The organism is Halopseudomonas salina (genome assembly GCF_008641105.1).
Window position 1 is genome coordinate 65997 of sequence record NZ_VTTI01000002.1, and the last position, 18114, is coordinate 84110.

Genomic DNA, 18114 nt, shown 5'->3' on the forward strand with positions numbered 1-18114 from the left:
CCACCAGGTAACATGCCGAGGAAATCAGGATGCGCTGGACAGCAATAGCCATTTTACTCACCGCCCTGTTGGCACTGACCGGCTGCGTCAAGCCGTCCGACATGCAGAAAACCGCGCGTTACCATTTGGGTGACGCAGGGTTGATGGATAATTACACCATCACCCGACAGGCCAACTGGAGCCTGCAATCCGACTCCAGTCTGTTTATTGCCCAGGGGCATTTCGTCCCGGTGGGCCATCCCTATGCACGTCCGAATGTTGTCGCCGAGGAAACCTTTGCCGCGGCAGTACAGGTGTTTCCCCTGATGCGTCGTGCGGAGACACCATTGGGATTGGAAGAGGCCCTGGATCAGGCATACGTCCATGGCATGGACTATCTTCTGTACACCCGCTTTGCCAGTGCCGAAGATCAGGTCGGAGACCGTGAACACTGGGAAGATTCCCGTCGCCTGGGTGATGTTGGTGTTGATCGCGCCACCCTGCATCTGATTCTGATGGAAACGGCTACGCGCCGGATGATCGATCATGCCGTTGTCGCTACGCGCGGCGGTTTCCTGCAATTTTACCAGTCCGAGCCAACGGATCTGCTGCGTCCGCCGCTGGAAGACTACACCCGGCAATTGCTCGGCCGTTGAATAGAGGTAACACCATGACCCGACGACCACCACCGCACCAGTCGCTGCTCGACAGCATCCCCGGCGCCAATTCGACCCGTCGCCCGCAACCGGCTCCGGTTGATCAGTGGGATCCGCCGGTCAGTGGCGAAATGGATCTGCAGATTACCCGCGATGGCACCTGGTACCACGAGGGTGATCCAATCAGTCGCAAGGCTTTGGTGCAGTTATTTGCCAGCATTCTGCGTCTTGACGACGATGGCCGTTATTATCTGGTGACGCCCGTCGAGCGCTGGGCTATTCAGGTCGATGACGCGCCATTTGTGGCCACCCTGCTCAACGTGGAAGGTGAGGGCGAGAGTCAGAAGCTGACATTCACTACCAACCTTGAAGATACAGTCGAAGTAGGAAGTGACAATCCGATTCGCGTCGAGCTCGATGCAGGCACTCAGGAGCCCTCACCCTACGTGCTGGTGCGGCGCAATCTGGAGGCACTGATCGGACGCAATGTTTTCTATCAACTGGTCGAGCTGGCCGTTGAGCGCGAGCACCAGGGCACACTTTGTCTGGGCGTCTGGAGCAACGGATGCTTCTTTCCGATAGACGGCAACCGCGCCTGATATTTCCCCGAAATCCTCGCCGGCCGGTCTGGTCGGCGCTCCCCGGCCACGTCCTTTCTGGCTCTCTTCAAGTCAAGCGGAAAAAGTACTTTTTTGTGGTCTGCCAGATATTGATATTTACCATATCTGGGTCTAGGATTGCTCGCTATGCACAACAAGTAGTGTTTCTTCCCCGTAAACTCCCAGGCGCCATTGGGCGTTGACAACGTGGTTTTACGGGGTGTAGCCGAGTATTTCAGGAGATAATAATGAACCAGACAGCCAAGGTGCAGCGCCTGCACAACACGGTCACCGACATCCCGATGCAGCCAGCCTCCGAGGATATCTGGGATACCAAGTACCGGTTGAAAACCAAGGATGGGGTAGCGATCGATTCGACCGTCGACGAGACCTATCAGCGCGTTGCCCGGGCTATTGCCGATGTGGAAGAGCCCTCTGTACGTGAGCACTGGTACGAGCAGTTCCTCTGGGCGTTGCGTCATGGCGCGATACCCGCCGGCCGTATCACGTCCAATGCTGGCGCTCTGGAGCACAAGCCCGCTACCTCGACAATTAACTGCACGGTATCGGCTACTATCGGCGACTCCATGGACGACATCCTGTCCAAGCTGCACGAGGCAGGCCTGACGCTCAAGGCGGGTTGCGGTATCGGTTACGAGTTTTCCACACTGCGGCCCAAGGGCGCATACGTCTCCGGCGCCGGTGCGTACACCTCCGGCCCTCTGTCGTTCATGGATATCTACGACAAGATGTGCTTCACCGTTTCCTCCGCCGGTGGCCGCCGCGGTGCCCAGATGGCGACCTTCGATGTTGGCCATCCTGATGTCATGGACTTTATCCGCGCCAAGCGTGAAGGTGGTCGGCTGCGTCAGTTCAATCTGTCGCTGTTGATTACTGAAGATTTCATGCAGGCAGTGGCCGACGATGCCGATTGGAAACTGTCCTTTCCGCTGACCCAGTCTGAGGTCGATGCGGATGGTCTGGATCTGGCCAATGATGATCAGGTGATCTGGCGTGAGCTACCCGCCACCCAGCGTTACCTGACCCGCGAAGATGGTCGTGTGGCCTGTCGGGTGTCCAAGGTGCTGAAGGCGCGTCGGATCTGGGACATGATCATGACCTCGACCTACGACTTCGCCGAGCCCGGCTTCATCCTGATCGACCGCGTCAATCAGATGAACAACAACTGGTTCTGTGAAGAGATCCGCGCTACCAACCCCTGTGGTGAGCAGCCTCTGCCGCCCCATGGCGCCTGCCTGCTGGGTTCGATCAACCTGACCCTGTTTGTGCGCGATCCCTTCACCGAGAAGGCCCGCTTTGACTGGGATGAATACCGCAAAGTGGTAGATGTCTTTACCCGCATGCTCGACAACGTGGTCGAGATCAACGGCCTGCCTCTGGAAGAGCAACGTGCGGAGATTTTCCGCAAGCGCCGTCACGGCATGGGCTTTCTGGGCCTGGGTTCAACCATGACCATGTTGTGCATGAAATATGGCGAGCCCAAGTCGCTGGACTTTACCGAGCAGGTCTCCAAGGAGATGGCGGTGCAGGGCTGGCGCACAGCGCTGCAGCTGAGTGAAGAAAAGGGCGCAGCCCCGATCATGGATGAAGAGTTCACCGTGACTGAAGCCATGCTGGTCAAGCGTCCGGAAATGCGCGCCGACGGCATCAAGGCCGGTGACAGTCTCAAGGGCAAGATTCTTTGGGCGAAATACAGCCGTTACATGCAGCAGATTGCCGGTGAAGATGCGGAGCTGGTTGCCGCCTTGAGCGAGAAGGGCGCACGTTTTACCCACCACAGCTCGATTGCGCCCACGGGCACGATTTCCCTGTCGCTGGCCAATAACGCGTCCAATGGAATCGAGCCAAGCTTCGCCCACCACTACTTCCGTAACGTGATTCGCGCAAACAAGAAGTCCAAGGAAAAGGTCGACGTGTTCAGCTTCGAGTTGCTGGCTTACCGTCACTTCGTCAATGCCGATGCATTGCCGAGCATGGAGGCGGGTACCCGCAACCTGCCCGACTATTTTATCGCCGCTGACGACGTCAAGCCGACCGAGCACGTGGATGTGCAGGCCGCAGCGCAGAAGTGGGTGGACTCGTCCATCTCCAAGACGGCCAACGTACCGACCGATTATCCCTATGAAGATTTCAAGGATATCTACCGCTACGCGTTCGAGAAGGGCCTCAAGGGCTGCACCACTTTCCGCTTCAACCCCGAAGCCTTCCAGGGCGTTCTGGTCAAGGAGCAGGATCTGGCTAACACCACTTACCGCTTCAAGCTAGAAGACGGCAGTTTTGTTGAGGCCAAGGGCGGTGACGAGATCGAGTATGACGGCGAGATGCACAGCGCAGCGAACCTCTACGACGCCTTGAAAGAAGGCTATTACGGTAAGTTCTGACACATCGGAGCCCCGTGCGCGGCTCCCCGCTAACGAACAGTAAAGAGCCCGGCCAGAGCCGGGTGAGGATCAGGAAATGGCATTGAAGATAAGCAGCAAGATTGTCGACTACGCGGTAGTCAAACCCGATGAGCCAGTTGCCCCACTGGAGGTGATCGCGGCGCCTGACGAGCAACTGGAAGAGATGCACGAGAAGCTCAAGCGTCCCGAGTTTCTGGAAGGCTCGACCTATAAGATCAAGACGCCGACGTCCGAGCACGCGATCTACGTCACCATTAATGATGTTATTCTCAACCACGGCAGCGATCATGAAATTCGCCGACCCTTCGAGATTTTCATCAACTCCAAGAACATGGAGCACTACCAGTGGATTTCAGCCCTCACGCTGATTATCTCTGCCGTTTTTCGCAAGGGTGGTGATTGCACCTTCCTGGTGGAAGAGCTGCGTAGTGTGTTCGACCCCAAGGGTGGTTACATGAAGCGCGGGGGTCGCTGGATGCCCTCGCTGGTCGCCGAGATCGGTGATGTGCTCGAGCAGCACCTGACGCGCATCGGCATGATGACCAACGAGATGGACGAGCATCAGCGTGCTTACCTCGAACAGAAGCGGGCCGAGTTTGTCAGCCTCAAGCCCCAGGGCCAGGCTGCTTCCGATTGTGACGACAGCACCGAGTCCTACCCGCCTGGCGCACAGATGTGCGGCAAGTGCCACACACAGGCGGCAGTGCAAATGGATGGCTGTCTGACCTGCCTCAATTGTGGTGATAGCAAGTGCGGTTGAGCCCTTTCGTGTCCTGACCCGATCATTGGCATAACCTGATCGAGACTAGTCTAAAGCCCCTTTCCAGGGGCTTTTTGCTATCTGATTCAGCTGTTTTCAGAAATATTCAGATGCATGCCGGCTACAGGTATTCGAACTTCTCCCCCAACAGGGGGGTGAAGTTACGCCTTCTGCGCGCCTAGGATCGACAGTGCCCCGTGATCCGACGGTGGCTTCAGCAGGAGGCGATCCATGCCCAGTATCCAGATCAACGATACGACTATTCACTATCTGCGAACCGGCGTTGCGGGCGGTCCGCGACTGCTTCTCAGCCATTCACTGTTCTTTGATCTGAGCATGTTCGAGCCTCTGATCGAGCTGCTCAAGGATCGCTTTGAGATTGTTGCCTACGACCACCGGGGCCAGGGCGCCAGTGGCCGTAAGGGCGCGCTGGACATGGACAATCTGACCCGCGATGCAGCTGCGTTGATCGCGGCCCTGGATTTTGGTCCGTGCCAAGTCGCAGGCAACTCCATGGGCGGCTTTGTCGCCTTGCGCCTGGCTGCGCGGTATCCGCATCTGGTGGCCGGGTGCATCGTGATGGGCAGCAGCGCGGATCTGGAGCACAAGCTGGCTGCCTTCGAGCCCTTGGTCGAGGATCTGGCGCGTAATGGACCAGCTGACCATATCGATACCCTGATGCATATCATGTTTGGCGACGACATTTTTTCGGACCCAGCCCGCGAGCCGCTGTTAGCCCATTGGCGCAGCAAGATGCTTGATCTGGATACTGGCATCGGTGCAGCCGCCCGGGGTGTTATCCATCGCCAGAGTGTTCTGCCAGAGATTGCCTTGCTGGAGGTGCCTCTGCTGGTGCTGGCTGGTGAGCAGGATCACGCCTATTCAATAGAACTTTCCCAGCAAATTGTGGATACCAGCGGACACGGTGACATGTACGTGATTCCCGGTGCCGGGCATTCGGTAGCGCTTGAGGCGCCAGAGGCAGTTGCTCAGCGTATTGGTGACTTTGCCGAAGCCTGAACAGACCCAATCACCTAGAGAGAGAATGCAATGACAAGAATAATAAAGCGCAATACGTGCCTGGTCGGCGTTGCTACAGCCCTTGCAGCCGGAATGCTTGGCTGGTCCGTCAGTTACGCGGATGAGCCCGCTGGCGCCGTGGCCCACATGCCCGCAATGGCAAGCGGAGAGTGGTTGAGCTACGACCGCACGCTGGCCGGCCAGCGCCACAGTCCTTTGACCGATCTGAATGAACAGACAGTCGGCAAGCTGGGCCTGGCATGGTCTATAGATCTGGATAACAACCGCGGGCTTGAAGCAACACCGCTTTACAGCGACGGCGTGCTCTACACCTCACTGTCGTGGAGCCGGGTGATGGCGGTTGACGCCGTATCCGGGGAGATTCTCTGGAGTTTCGATCCAAAAGTGAACAAGGCCAAGGGCAGGCATGCATGCTGTGATGCGGTAAACCGCGGAGTGGCTCTGCATGAAGGCAAGGTCTACGTGGGTACGCTGGATGGACGGTTGATCGCCCTGGACGCCAAGACCGGTAACGAGGTCTGGAGCCAGCAAACGACCGATAACAGCCAGCCCTACACCATCACTGCTGCGCCCCGCGTGGTCAAGGGCATGATCATGATCGGCAATGGCGGTGCCGAGTTCGGCGTGCGCGGCTATTTTTCTGCCTATGACGCCCAGACAGGCGAGATGCGCTGGCGCTTCTATACTGTGCCTGCTGATCCCTCCAAGCCGGTAGAGCACCCTGAGTTGCTGGAAGCGGCCAAAACCTGGAGCAAGGATACCGACTGGTCACTGGGCGGCGGCGGTACCGCCTGGGACAGTATGGCTTACGATCCGGAGCTTGACCTGCTGTATGTCGGCACTGGCAATGGCTCGCCCTGGAACCGTGAAATTCGCAGCCCAGGCGGTGGAGATAACCTGTTTCTATCATCCATTCTGGCTGTACGACCGGATACCGGAAAACTGGTCTGGCACTACCAGGTCAACCCCGGCGATACCTGGGATTTTACTGCGACCCAGCAGATCACCCTGGCCAACCTGGAGATCGACGGCAAGGAGCGTCAGGTATTGATGCAGGCGCCCAAGAATGGCTTTTTCTATGTGCTTGATCGCGCTACGGGTGAACTCCTGTCGGCAGAAAAATTCGGCAAGGTGACCTGGGCCGAACGCATCGACATGGCCACTGGACGTCCAGTGGAAACACCCGGTGCGCGCTACGAGGAAGAAATGATAGTCATGTGGCCAAGCCCCTTCGGCGCGCATAACTGGCATCCGATGTCCTTCAACCCCCAGACCGGTCTGGTCTACATTCCCTACCAGGAAGTACCGGGCACCTACAGTAACGAGGGCAAGGGTTTCGTCAAGCGTGAGGCATTCAATACCGGTGCGGGATCCTCGGAAATCACTGAACTGCCCCGAGAGTATACTTCCGGCGCACTGGTGGCCTGGGACCCGGTGAAGCAGGAGGCGGCCTGGCGCGTAGAGCATGATAATCACTGGAATGGTGGTACCTTGACCACGGCGGGGAATCTGGTGTTTCAGGGCACTGCGGCCGGCAAGCTGGTTGCCTATACCGCGGACGAGGGTGAGCAACTCTGGGACTTTGACGCGCAGACCGGCATCATCGCCGCACCGATGACCTTCAAGCACGGCGATGATCAATATATTGCATTGATGGCCGGTTGGGGTGGGGCCGCTGCCTTGTTTGGCGGTGATGCGGCGGTAGCCACCGGCGTACGTAATGTCAGTCGCATGCTGGTATTCAAGGTCGGGGGCCAGGCCACATTGCCGGCGTTGGCCGAACCGCCAGCATCAGAGCGTGTGCCGGAACCGGTCATAGCAGCGAAGGCTGATGTTGAGGCAGGCAAGCTGTTGTATGCGCAATATTGCGCGGTCTGTCACGGTGCGGGTGTAATTGGCGGTGGCGTGCTGCCGGACCTGCGCCATTCGGCCGAGCCAGTGCGCGCCGCCTACCAGGCCATCCTTCTGGAAGGCCTGCTGCAGTCCCAGGGTATGCCCAGCTTCGCCACCAGCCTGACGCCTGAGCAGGTGGATAACATTCGGCTGTATGTCCTGCATCGGGAGTACGAGACCTACATGCAGGCGATGCAGGTGTCAGCCGAGTCGACTGGGGAGGGATCCACTGCTGCCGAGTAATTACTCTAATATCAGTAATCCTTATGATAGGCTCGTTTAAAGCGCTTGCGCTTTTCTCGGGCCTGTTCACTGTTATGCTGAAAACAGGCCTGTATCGATGCCAGGCGCTGTAGTTCAGCCAATAACAAGAGGCCGGTAAAACCCGGCCCGTGTGAACCAGGATGACTGACCTTATGAATATGAAAGGCGGTGCCATAATTCCTATAGCCGCCGGCGACGTGGGGAATGAATCCACAAAGCCAGGCAACGACGTACCCCTGCTGCTCTCCACCAAGCTCATACCGCCACGCCTGGGGCGAGGTATTCTGCCCCGGTCGCGTCTCGAGGATATGGCGGCTCAGGTAGCCGAAAGACGTCTTTCCTTGCTCAAGGCGCCTCCCGGATTCGGCAAGACAACCCTGGCGACTATCTGGGCAGATCGGCTTGGCTCCCAGGGTCATACTGTTGCCTGGTTGTCACTGGACGAGGAGGATGAGTCAGTCCAGCGTGTGCTTTTCTACCTGGCTGCGGCTCTGAATCAAGCTGCGCCTGAGGTTGGGCGGGCCTGTCTGAGCCTGCGTGCCGAGCTGACCTTTTTCACCATGGAAACCCTGGCCAGCCTGCTGATTAATGAGCTGACAGGCTACGGCCGGCCCGTGGTGCTTTTTATCGACGATTTTCATCGTATCAGCGACAGCGTTCTGGTCGGTGCATTGCGTTTCTTTCTGCAGCGGGCTCCCGATCTGCTGCACGTAGTGCTCATTGGGCGCCGCGAACTGCCCAACGCCTTGTTGGAACACCTGTATGCCGATGACCTGCTCGAGGTGGATGGCCATCACCTGCGGTTCATTCTGGATGAGACCCGCGACCTCCTGAAGAAGGCCGGTGTGGAGCTGGAACAGGCTGGCGAACTAAGCGCGATTCAGCAGGGTTCGGATGGCTGGATTGCTTCCTTGCGTGCTTTCCTGCTGACGCCACAGATCAATCCTGGTGGTCGGCCGCGACTGGCCACGCGCAGCATCTGTATTCTCTTTGATGAGCTGATGCAGTCTCTGGAAGCCTCCAGTCGCGAGCATTTGTATCAACTGGGATTGCTCGACAAGTTCAGTGTTGGTCTGCTTACCGAGTTGTTCGGAGCGCCTCGGGCGCGCCAAATGTTGACCCTGTTGCAACAACGCCAACTGTTTATCAGCGCTCTGGACGAGAGTGAAAACTGGTTCAGCCTGCACCCGTTGTTTCGCAGCTACCTGAAGAAAGAGTGCATCGAGCAGGATGAGTTGGCTGCCCGTGACCTGCTACTGCGCGCGGCAAGCTGGTTTGCACTGCACGAGTATTGGCTGGACGCGATTCGTCTAGGGCTTGAAAGTGGCCATACAGAAGCGGTGCGGGAGTGGATAAACCAGTGCGCAATGGAATTGCTTGAACAGGGAGATTTCACCACTCTGGTCATGCTTGAGAAGCGCTGGAAGCTTCAGGAGTTCGACGCCCCAATCCAACTGAAAATGGCGCGGGCATGGGCCATGGGGCTCGCCCTTGAAGTGGATGCTGCGCAGACATTGCTAGCGGAAGTGCAAAGCCGGACGGGTCCTGAAAGTACGCTCGAGAAGCGTCCTCTGTATTGGGAAATGCAGGCCCTCAATGCCATGTTGCTGGGTCTGGCAGATCACAATGAACGCTCCGGAGCGCTTGCAGTCAGCTGTTTCGAAGCCGTGCCGCTTCGTCCCTGGGTGACGAACGTACTGCTCAATCTGATGAGTTGCAGCCATTACCACGCCAGCCGCTGGGATGCGTTTTACACGCTACCGCCAAGTCTGCTGGACAACAGTCCGACACCGAACCTGCTGTTCCATGATTGCTATCGGCAATCGATTCATGCCCTGGCGGAGTCTGCCCAGGGCCGTATAGGTCCTGCAACCGAATGTCTTCACATTCTGCTGGCGCGGATCGACCAGACCTTTGATCTCAGCCTCAATCGACCCAATCCGGCTCTTGTGGCGTTACCTCAGGCCTTGTTGGCGCAACTGGCCTACCTGCGCGGGGACAGCCAGTTGGCCGAGTCTTATCTGGCCCAGTGCATGGATTTTATCGCCATGGGTGGATTCCTCGACTGCATGGCCGCGGCCTATTGCACCAGTGCGCGCCTGCAGTGGCGGAGAGGATTCGCGACCCGTGCCCGGCGGACCCTCGAGCAGCTCGATGTATTGGCAACACAGCGCAAATGGACGCGATTACGCGCCAGGGTACTGCTGGAGCGGACCTGGTTGAACCTGCGCGATGGCAAGCACCGCGAGGCTATTGCGTGCAGCCACTATCTGGTGGAACTGGCTGCCGAACAGGGCGAAGACGTGAGTCTGGATCGCCAGGTGTACGCACATCTGGGTGCGCTCTGGCTGGCCGTCAATGGGCTGGAGTCGAAAGCTGGCCTTTTGGCAAGTAGCGCTGCTTTACTTGCCGAGCTTGAACAGAGGCAGTTGCAGATTATGTATGCAGAAGTTGCCCTGGCGACAGGTGTGTTGTGTTGCATACAGGGTGAAAGAGAGCGCGGCGAAAATCTGCTTGGCAAAGTACTTGGCGTCGTGCGTGAGACCGGGGCTATCAGTGTGCTGCAGGATTTACCCGTAGCGGATCTATGTGGTGCTTTGGAGGGCAAGGTGTCGGATGAATGGTGGACCGGCGCTCAGGGGTGGTTCAGCGAGAATCTGCCCGATGAGGGAGCGGTAACCGTGTGCAATGCAGCTCTGCTTGAGTTGACTGTGAAAGAGCGCCAGGTAATGCACTTGGTGGCCGAGGGCAAATCGAACAAACAGATCGCACGTGACCTGAACGTAACACCAGAAACCATCAAATCCCATATGAAAAGTATCTTTGCCAAACTCAAGGTAGATAACCGTGCTCAGGCAGCAGTGATGCTGCAGACTGGTTGAGGGGATTTGCAGGACGGGCAGGGAGCCTGTGCAGAAGAGGCGTTGTACTTTTCGGGTAAATAAACCGCCGCCCGGCATGACCGGAGCGGCGGTTTTTTTCTAGCGGATACCCGAGGCGCGCAGGGCGTTGGGGGTGTAATCGGCGGACGATGCCTCGAAGTTGGTGTCGTAGTTCTCACGCTCTTCGTTGGTCATGCCCAGTGCCACATAGCGGCCGTTCTGAAGGTCATACAGGGTTTCGACTGCATAGCTGGGGATCTTTTCGTCGTAACGCTGCAAGGCGATAGCTTCTGCTACACGCCAGAGGCCGCCACGACCGTCGTAGTGATCCAGAGCCGCCACTTGCCAGTTATCCTCGTTGATGAAAAAGTGACGTTTGGCGTAAACATGGCGCTGGCCTTCTCGCAGAGTGGCCTCGACCTCCCATACGCGGTGCTTTTCGTAGCGCACAAGGTCCTGATTGATATGGCCGGCCTGGATAATCTGGTCGTACTTGATATCCGGCGAAGCGATCTTGTAGTTGTTGTACGGAATCAGCATCTCGCGCTTGCCAATGAGCTTCCAGTTGTAGCGATCTGGCGCGCCATTGTAGAAGTCGTAATTGTCGGAGGTTCTGGTGCCGTCTGAGCCGAAGGCTGGACCGTCATAGGCCACCTGGGGAGCCCGGCGCACGCGACGCTGGCCGGCGTTATAGATCCATGCCAGACGCGGTTCCTTGACCTGGTTGATAAACTCGTGCACCAGTAATACGTCACCGGCCAGACGCGAAGGCGAGAGAACGCGCTGGGTAAAATAGAACATCAGATTAGGGTTGGTTTGTGCGTTGTAATCAGTCAGTGCCGTTGCAAAGGTAAATTCATCCTTGAATACCACCATGGTATTGGAGCCGTTCGCCTGCGGCGTGGCCTGTGCGATGGTGCGGCTGAAGCTGCCACCGCGGTAGCGGGTAATATGGTTCCATACCGCCTCGACACCCGTTTTGGGGATCGGGAAAGGGTAGGCGGTGTCAAAATTCTCCAGGCCGTTGCCACCTTCCACTGTCACGGTATTGACTGCGTTGCGCGCCACTGCTGCGAACACTTCATCCGGCACGGTGTTACTGCGCCGCGACGGATAAACGTGCATGCGATAGGTCTCGGGATAGCGGGCAAACATGGCCAACTGGCCGGGGCTGATCTGGTCAGCATATTGCTCTACGTTGTCTGCCGTGACGGTGAACAGCTTCTGATCATCAGCAAAGGGGTCCGAGAAAAAGCCGTTCTCGCTTACGGATGCTGCATCGGTTGGCAGGCCGCCAGTCCATTCTGGAATAGTGCCCTCGGCGTTACCCGCGCGCTCGGCGCCCATGGGCGTGAGCGTTGTTTGCAGTGTCGCTGCCTCTTCAACCGATACTGCCGCCGATACCGCCATTGCCAGGCTGCTCAAAGCAAGCACGGCAAAGGTTTGGCGACCCAGGTTCTTGATTACTTTCATATTGTTCTCCATCCAGGTCAGAAGTTCGCACCAACGCTCAGCGCAATAAAGTCACGATCGACCATGGCGTTGTAATCGCCATCGAAGAAGTTCGTGTAATTGATGCTGGCGTTGTATTTGTTGTTATACAGGGCATTCAGGCCGATGCTGGCGGCCTTTGATCCTTCGTTGAAGTTCGGGCCATAGCCCTCCACGTCCCAGGCAAAGGCGACGTTGGGTGTCAGTTGAACACCTGCAAAGCCACGGTACTCGAGTGATGCCACGGTGCGCAGGCCCCAGGAATGCTGCGTGTAGAAACCTTCGTCGTTGCAGTATTTGGGTTGGGAGGCGTTGAGCGCTGTTTCACACAGACCGGGTATCGGCAGTTCGCCGGAGCCGTAGAGCGAATCACGGCCAAAACGCAGCTCGGTGGGGCTGCTCTTGATACCCCCGATGTGGTTGTAACCCACTTCACCCACCATGGTCAGACGGTCAGCGCCCCAGACGTTGTCAATGAAGTTGATAACGGTGACTTGTGCCTGGGTGACGGGCATACGCTTGTAGCCCGGCAGGTCAGTGCCCGGGGCTGCCGGTACGCCGAATACGGATCCGCCCACACCCTGGGAGTTGACTGGAGAAACCGGATTGCCAGCCGCGCCAAGTGCAGCACCTACCAGATCGTTCGTGCTGATCTGCAGTGGCTGATTAGGGCGATAGCTGACTTCACCCGATACTGACATGCCGCCCAGGTTAGTCTGGAAGCTGACCCCATAAAGCCGGATATCCTCTGGGTACTCGATGTAATAAGCGGCGTCGACCGGGATCTCCCAAGCATTGGTATCATTGTTGAAACCGAAGCCGCCCGGATTAGCAGCGCCCGTGCCAGCGGTAGTACTGAATACCGGATTACGGCTGTGATAGTTCATCGCGAACAGGCCGAATTCGGTCTGGTTGAGACTGTCTACGTACAAACGGAAGGCAACACCAAACTGACCGCTATCACTTGCTTCCCGATTTTTGGTTCGCGGTACGTAAGCGAAGGGGTTCAGCGGTGAGTTTGCTGCTGCTTGAGAGCCGCCAATACCTACCTGACCGCAACCCTTGGCCACCGAGTCGGTAAACGAGAAGAAGGTGCCACAGTTGTCCAGTACGGTGGGATCCCATTCGAGCTGGTAGAAGGCTTCCATACCCAGGTTGTCGGTCAGACTCTGGGAAACAAAAAGCATGTTGACCGGAATCAGGCCTTCCTTGATCTCGGCGCCCGGGCGGCGGAATGCCGCTACGTCAATCGGGTTGATACTGTTTACGCTGTTCTGAATGAAGGTACTTTCACCCCAACTGACCACCTGCTTGCCTACGCGAACGGAGCCTGGCAGGTTACCGATGTTGTAGTTGTGATAGATGAAAGCATCCAGAATCTGGCCGCCGGATGACTTGGCTGCCTGGCGACGTCCGCTATCATTGACATCATAGAGTTCGCGACTGCCGTCCTTGGTTTCGAAGTCATACCAGTATTTGCCCCGCACAAACACGCCGGTATTCTCGTATTGCAATGAGAGGTCATGGGTGGCTTTGAAAATGGTCGAGAAGGGTTCGCCTTTCTTGAAGTTCAGGCGGCCATCATCGGAGTTGGCGGCGTTGGCTTTGCCTCCGTTGTTGACCCAGATCAGATCGTCGTCGATGTCGCTGGTGCCAATGCTGGTGCCTACCGACATCTGTGAATCGAACTGGCCCTGTATTTCGCCGAGATCAAATCGGGCTGCATGGGCGGGTAGGGAAAGGGCTATTGCTACAGCCACGGTCAATGGCTTGAGCAAGACATTGAAGCTTTGCGTTTTTGTTGTTCTAGTCATGGTATTCCTCGCGCCGGGCGCTTGTTGTTATTGGGAACCCTTGGCAAGTGCATGCTGGCTTTATGTTCAGCCTTCCTGATGGCCCGCCATGCAGGCCACCGCACTCCTTACGACACTAGTCGCCTGTATGGTCGTGATGTACCCCCCTAATGGGGGGGAAGGCTCCCCCGGATTCAGCGACAGTCGTGTTGGGCTCTGGTGCAAAGGTTACAAAGCAGTGAGTAAACCGGGATAATGCGCGCCATCAGACAAGGAGAAATATCAATGCCCCTAACCGACGCGCAGATTCAGTTGGCTATTGTCAGTGCAGTGCTGTTGCTGGGCTGGGCGTTGACGGCATGGCTACAGGTGCGCCGCCAGGCAGGCCTGCAACGCGAGCTCGAAGAGGCTCGGCGCCAAACCGAGCAACAGCGCGAGCTCTGCCAGCAACTGCAGCTTGAAGCGCATCAACAGCACAGTGAACGCGCGGGACTCCAGGTACGTCTCGAACATCTGCACGAAAATGTCGAATCCCTGCGCGAACAACACCGGCAGGGCCAAACGCGACAAAGTGAGCTGGAGCGGCAGGCCCATGACTGGCAGGTGCGGGCTGAAAAAGCCCAGACGCTTGGCGAGGAGCAGAGCCGCCAGTTGGAATCGGTTAAACAGGAGCGTGATGCGTTCAACGCTCGACTGCAGGAATTGCAGGCCAGCCATGAGGCTCTGGGGATTGAGCATTCCACCTTGCAGAATACCCTCGAACACCGTCAGCAGCATTTTACCGAGCAACAGCAGTTGCTCAAGGACAGTCGCGACCAGCTCAAACTGGAGTTCGAACAGCTCGCCAGCCGGATATTCGAAGCCAAGGGGCAGGCATTCTCGCAACAGAGCCAGCAGTCCCTGGATAACCTGCTCAAACCCTTCCGTGAGCAGATCGACCAATTTCGCCTCAAGGTCGAGGACATACACCACAAGGACACGCAGCAACAGGCGACCCTGGCCAGTGAGCTCAACCACCTCAAGGAGCTCAACCGGCAGATTACCCAGGAAGCCCATGATCTGAGCACGGCTTTGCGTGGACAGAAGAAAACCCAGGGCAACTGGGGCGAGCTGATCCTGGAGAACGTGCTGGAACGTTCAGGGCTGGTGGCAGGCAAGGATTTCAAGCGCGAAGTGAGCATGACCAACAGCGAAGGCCAGCGTCAGCGTCCGGATGTGCTGGTCTACCTGCCCCAGGAAAAGCATCTGATCATCGACGCGAAGGTGTCACTCAACGCCTACACGCGATATATCAACAGCGAGGACGATAGCGAGCGCCGCATCGCCCTGGCCGAGCACGTGCAGGCCATCGGCCAGCGCATTCGTGAGCTGTCTGATCGCAACTACTTTGATTTGCCCGGCTTGAACGCGCCGGAGATGGTTTTCATGTTCATTCCGATCGAATCTGCCTTTGTCGAGGCGCTCAGGGCTGATGAGACTCTGTTTCAGAAAGCCATCGAGCAGAACGTGCTGGTCGCCACGCCCACTACCTTGCTGACCAGTCTCAATATCGTTCGCCAGTTGTGGCGCTTCGAGGATCAGAATCGCCACACCGCAGAGCTCGCCGAGCGGGCTGCCAAGGTGCACGACAAGCTGCGCACCTTTCTGGGGAGCATGGATGGCATCGGCAAGAGTCTGGAAAAGGCGTCTGATGCCTATCAGAAGGCCTGTGATCAGTTGGTTGGTGGGCGTGGCAACCTTGTGAAACAGGTCAATGACTTCAAGGATCTGGGTGTATCGGTCAAGGCGGAGCTGGGCGAAACCTGGCGCGATCGGGCAGATCTTGAACTGGGTCATGACGTTCCGGGCGACATCAACTGATCAGAACTCGATTCGCCCTGGCCAAACCCAGTGTATAGACTGAAAAAAACAGGCGCAGGGGAATTGGATGAATGTGCTGAAGCAGGGCGCGCTATTTGTACGCGCCAATCTGTGGATTGTGCCGCTGGTAGCGATGTTGATCTGGGTGCTGTTCCGCTTTCTCGATCCAGCACCGCCACGGCACATCGCAATGGTGACAGGTGGTGAGGGTGGCGGTTATCACCAGTTCGGGCTGGCGCTCAAGGAGCGCCTGGCCGAGGATGGGGTGACGCTGGAGCTGCACAGCACCCGCGGCTCAATGGATAATCTGGAGCGGCTTACCGCTGATTCTCCCGACGTGCAGCTGGGGTTGATCCAAAGCGGGACGACCCGCTTGATAGAGCGCTCCAGGTTGAAAAAGCTCGAAGGCCTGGCTGCCTTGTATCATGAGCCCCTGTGGCTTTTTCAACGTGCTGGTCTGCAGGTTGAACGGCTGTCTGACCTGCACGGCAAGCGTTTGGCGGTTGGCAGCGAAGGCAGCGGCACCTGGGCCGTGGTGGGCAGTCTGTTCGAGGCCCATGGCGATGCGGGCAGGCTCCAGAATCTGGACGGCGGGAATTGGCAGAAATTGCCTGGCAAGGCTGCCGCCGAGGCGCTGCAGAATGGCGAGCTTGACGCGGCGTTCTTTGTTCTGCCGGCGGACAATGAGCGCATAGCCAGTTTGATATCCGACCCCGGTCTGGAGCTGGTGAGCCTCACACGGGCGCGAGCCTACGCGGCCAGGTTGACCTTTCTGGACCACCTGACCGTTACCGAGGGATTGCTGGATATCGCTGGCAACGTGCCGCGCCAGGATCTTGAGTTGCTTTCGCCCGTGGCTACCCTGATCGCCAACGAGACTTTTCACCCGGCATTGACTTCCCTGGTGCTGGAAGCATCACGCGAGGTCCTCAGTGAGGGCAACCTGCTCGATCCTGCTGGCGCCTTTCCCGCCGCCAAACCTCTAGAGCTGACCCTGACTGGTGAAGCGGACTATTACCATCGCCAGGGCGTGCCTTTTCTGCAGCGGTATCTGCCGTTCTGGATAGCGTCAATCGTTGATCGCTATGTGGTGTTGCTGATTCCATTCATCGCCATCATGGTGCCTTTGCTGCGCAGCATGGGACCGATCTACAGCTGGCGTATGCGTGCCCGCGTATTTCGCTGGTATGCCCAGCTGCGGGAGGTCGACAAGCTTATTCACCAGGGCCGGATACAGGGCGTGCTTGAGGAGCAGGTCGAACGCTTGCATCGACTGCAGGATGAGCTGACCCAGGTCGATGTTCCCCTGTCCTATGCCCATGAGCTATACAGCCTGCATTTACACGTGCGCTACATGATTAACCGTTTGGAAAGCATGCGCGCCAGCTCTCAGGAATCCGCTGCGGACGACGAGCTGGAATGACGCATGACAAACTCCTGCACCTGATCAACCACCGGCTCCCACCATTGCAGCGGGTCTGCCATCACCACAATGATCGTCAAATGGTGCAGTGATTCGTAGTAATGGGTTTCAACCGCAGTCCCCGCGCTGCGCAGCTTTTCGGTCAATTGGCCGGTGTTTCGCTGGGGATCGACCAGCTTGTCAGGTGTGGCCGCCATCAACAGCGCCGGTGGGCTCTGAGGCCTGGCATGGTAATAGGGCTGGGACGTCTCTGGGGTGTCGGGATGATGGAAGATGGGCTTGACGTCCGGATTGATGATTGGCAGAAATTCATAGGGGCCGGACAAGCCGATCCATCCAGCCAAATGTTGCGGACTCATGCCGTGTTCTCCGAGCCAGCGTTCGTCCAGGGCGAGCATGGCCGCGTTATAGGCCCCTGCGCTGTGCCCCATGACGAACAAGGGTTGGCGTCGGGTTTGCCAGGTATCCTGTTGTTTGCGCACCCAGGCGGTCGCTGCGGCGCTGTCCTCGACAAAGGCGGGGTAGGTGACCTCCGGATACACCCGGTAATCAGCTACCACGGTGATGATGCCGCGTGACGCCAGGGCTTCGCCGACAAAGGCGTAATCTGCCCGATCACCGTTCCGCCAGCTGCCGCCATAGAAAAAAACCACTACGGGCGCTTCGGCCACGCCCTCCAGTGGCATATAGACATCGAGCTTTTGCCGATCATTCTCACCGTAGGCCTGGTCTGGCAACAAAATGTAGGTGTCATCGGGCACCAGAAGATTTACCGGCGCAAGGGGTGAACAGGCGGTGCTGAGAACTGCCAGCAAAGCCAGTAGAATTTTTGCCGAACGAATGGACATGGTGCACGATCCCTGAACTTGACGTAGTTTTGACTGTGAACTTTCACTGGTGCAAGGCTTGAGAATGGATCAGGGCGCAGTGAGTTCAATCGACAAGCTGTTACAAGTCGTTGCGTGCGCCTTCTATCCGGCCGGCAGCAAACCTAACATGCCTTGACTATATGTAGCCTTGAGCACCCAGAAGCTTTGAATAAGGATCGAA

Annotated in this window: 12 protein-coding genes; 9 read left to right on the top strand and 3 right to left on the bottom strand. The window is 57.5% G+C overall.

The genetic code is table 11. The features are described 5' to 3' along the window. The first annotated feature begins 29 nt into the window (after window positions 1-29). The 7 genes from FZF01_RS03805 to FZF01_RS03835 all read left to right on the top strand — a co-directional run bounded on the left by FZF01_RS03805 (window position 30) and on the right by FZF01_RS03835 (window position 10497). Window positions 30-635 carry a DUF4823 domain-containing protein gene (locus tag FZF01_RS03805; protein ID WP_150276802.1) on the top strand — a complete coding sequence of 202 codons (606 nt, stop codon included), beginning with the start codon at window positions 30-32 and terminating at the stop codon, window positions 633-635. Window positions 636-649: 14 nt separating this feature from the next. After that, complete coding sequence (locus FZF01_RS03810) at window positions 650-1234, top strand: DUF1285 domain-containing protein (RefSeq protein WP_150276803.1); 585 nt, start codon at window positions 650-652, stop codon at window positions 1232-1234. 248 nt (window positions 1235-1482) lie between these two features. Further along, on the top strand, window positions 1483-3636 hold the full coding sequence (locus FZF01_RS03815) for an adenosylcobalamin-dependent ribonucleoside-diphosphate reductase (RefSeq protein WP_150276804.1): 2154 nt from the start codon (window positions 1483-1485) through the stop codon (window positions 3634-3636). A gap of 76 nt (window positions 3637-3712) precedes the next feature. Continuing rightward, window positions 3713-4417 (top strand): TSCPD domain-containing protein, encoded by a 705-nt coding sequence (locus FZF01_RS03820; RefSeq protein WP_150276805.1) that lies wholly within the window; start codon window positions 3713-3715, stop codon window positions 4415-4417. 231 nt (window positions 4418-4648) lie between these two features. After that, window positions 4649-5437, top strand: coding sequence for an alpha/beta fold hydrolase (locus FZF01_RS03825; protein WP_150276806.1), 789 nt, complete (start codon window positions 4649-4651; stop codon window positions 5435-5437). A 30-nt stretch (window positions 5438-5467) separates the two neighbouring features. Beyond that, the gene (locus FZF01_RS03830) at window positions 5468-7594 is read left to right on the top strand and encodes a PQQ-dependent dehydrogenase, methanol/ethanol family (RefSeq protein WP_150276807.1); all 2127 of its coding nucleotides are present in this window, start codon (window positions 5468-5470) and stop codon (window positions 7592-7594) included. Window positions 7595-7767: 173 nt separating this feature from the next. Then, window positions 7768-10497 carry a LuxR C-terminal-related transcriptional regulator gene (locus FZF01_RS03835; RefSeq protein ID WP_188434446.1) on the top strand — a complete coding sequence of 910 codons (2730 nt, stop codon included), beginning with the start codon at window positions 7768-7770 and terminating at the stop codon, window positions 10495-10497. 99 nt (window positions 10498-10596) lie between these two features. On the opposite strand, the gene FZF01_RS03840 is transcribed toward FZF01_RS03835, so the two are convergent. Together FZF01_RS03840 and FZF01_RS03845 are read right to left on the bottom strand one after the other, a co-directional pair. After that, window positions 10597-11970: a DUF1329 domain-containing protein gene (locus FZF01_RS03840; RefSeq protein ID WP_150276809.1), complete on the bottom strand. Its 1374-nt coding sequence runs from the start codon at window positions 11968-11970 to the stop codon at window positions 10597-10599. Window positions 11971-11987: 17 nt separating this feature from the next. Beyond that, complete coding sequence (locus tag FZF01_RS03845; RefSeq protein ID WP_150276811.1) at window positions 11988-13802, bottom strand: DUF1302 domain-containing protein; 1815 nt, start codon at window positions 13800-13802, stop codon at window positions 11988-11990. A 264-nt stretch (window positions 13803-14066) separates the two neighbouring features. On the opposite strand from FZF01_RS03845, the gene rmuC reads away from it, so the two are divergent. Together rmuC and FZF01_RS03855 are read left to right on the top strand one after the other, a co-directional pair. Continuing rightward, entirely contained in the window at window positions 14067-15641 is a 1575-nt protein-coding gene (gene rmuC, locus FZF01_RS03850; protein WP_150276813.1) for a DNA recombination protein RmuC, read from the top strand. 67 nt (window positions 15642-15708) lie between these two features. Beyond that, on the top strand, window positions 15709-17064 hold the full coding sequence (locus FZF01_RS03855) for a TAXI family TRAP transporter solute-binding subunit (RefSeq protein ID WP_150276814.1): 1356 nt from the start codon (window positions 15709-15711) through the stop codon (window positions 17062-17064). Here the strand turns inward: FZF01_RS03855 and FZF01_RS03860 are convergent. Beyond that, window positions 17031-17912 (bottom strand): alpha/beta hydrolase, encoded by an 882-nt coding sequence (locus FZF01_RS03860; RefSeq protein ID WP_150276815.1) that lies wholly within the window; start codon window positions 17910-17912, stop codon window positions 17031-17033. The two genes, FZF01_RS03855 and FZF01_RS03860, sit on opposite strands and share 34 nt — an antisense overlap. Window positions 17913-18114 lie beyond the last annotated feature (202 nt).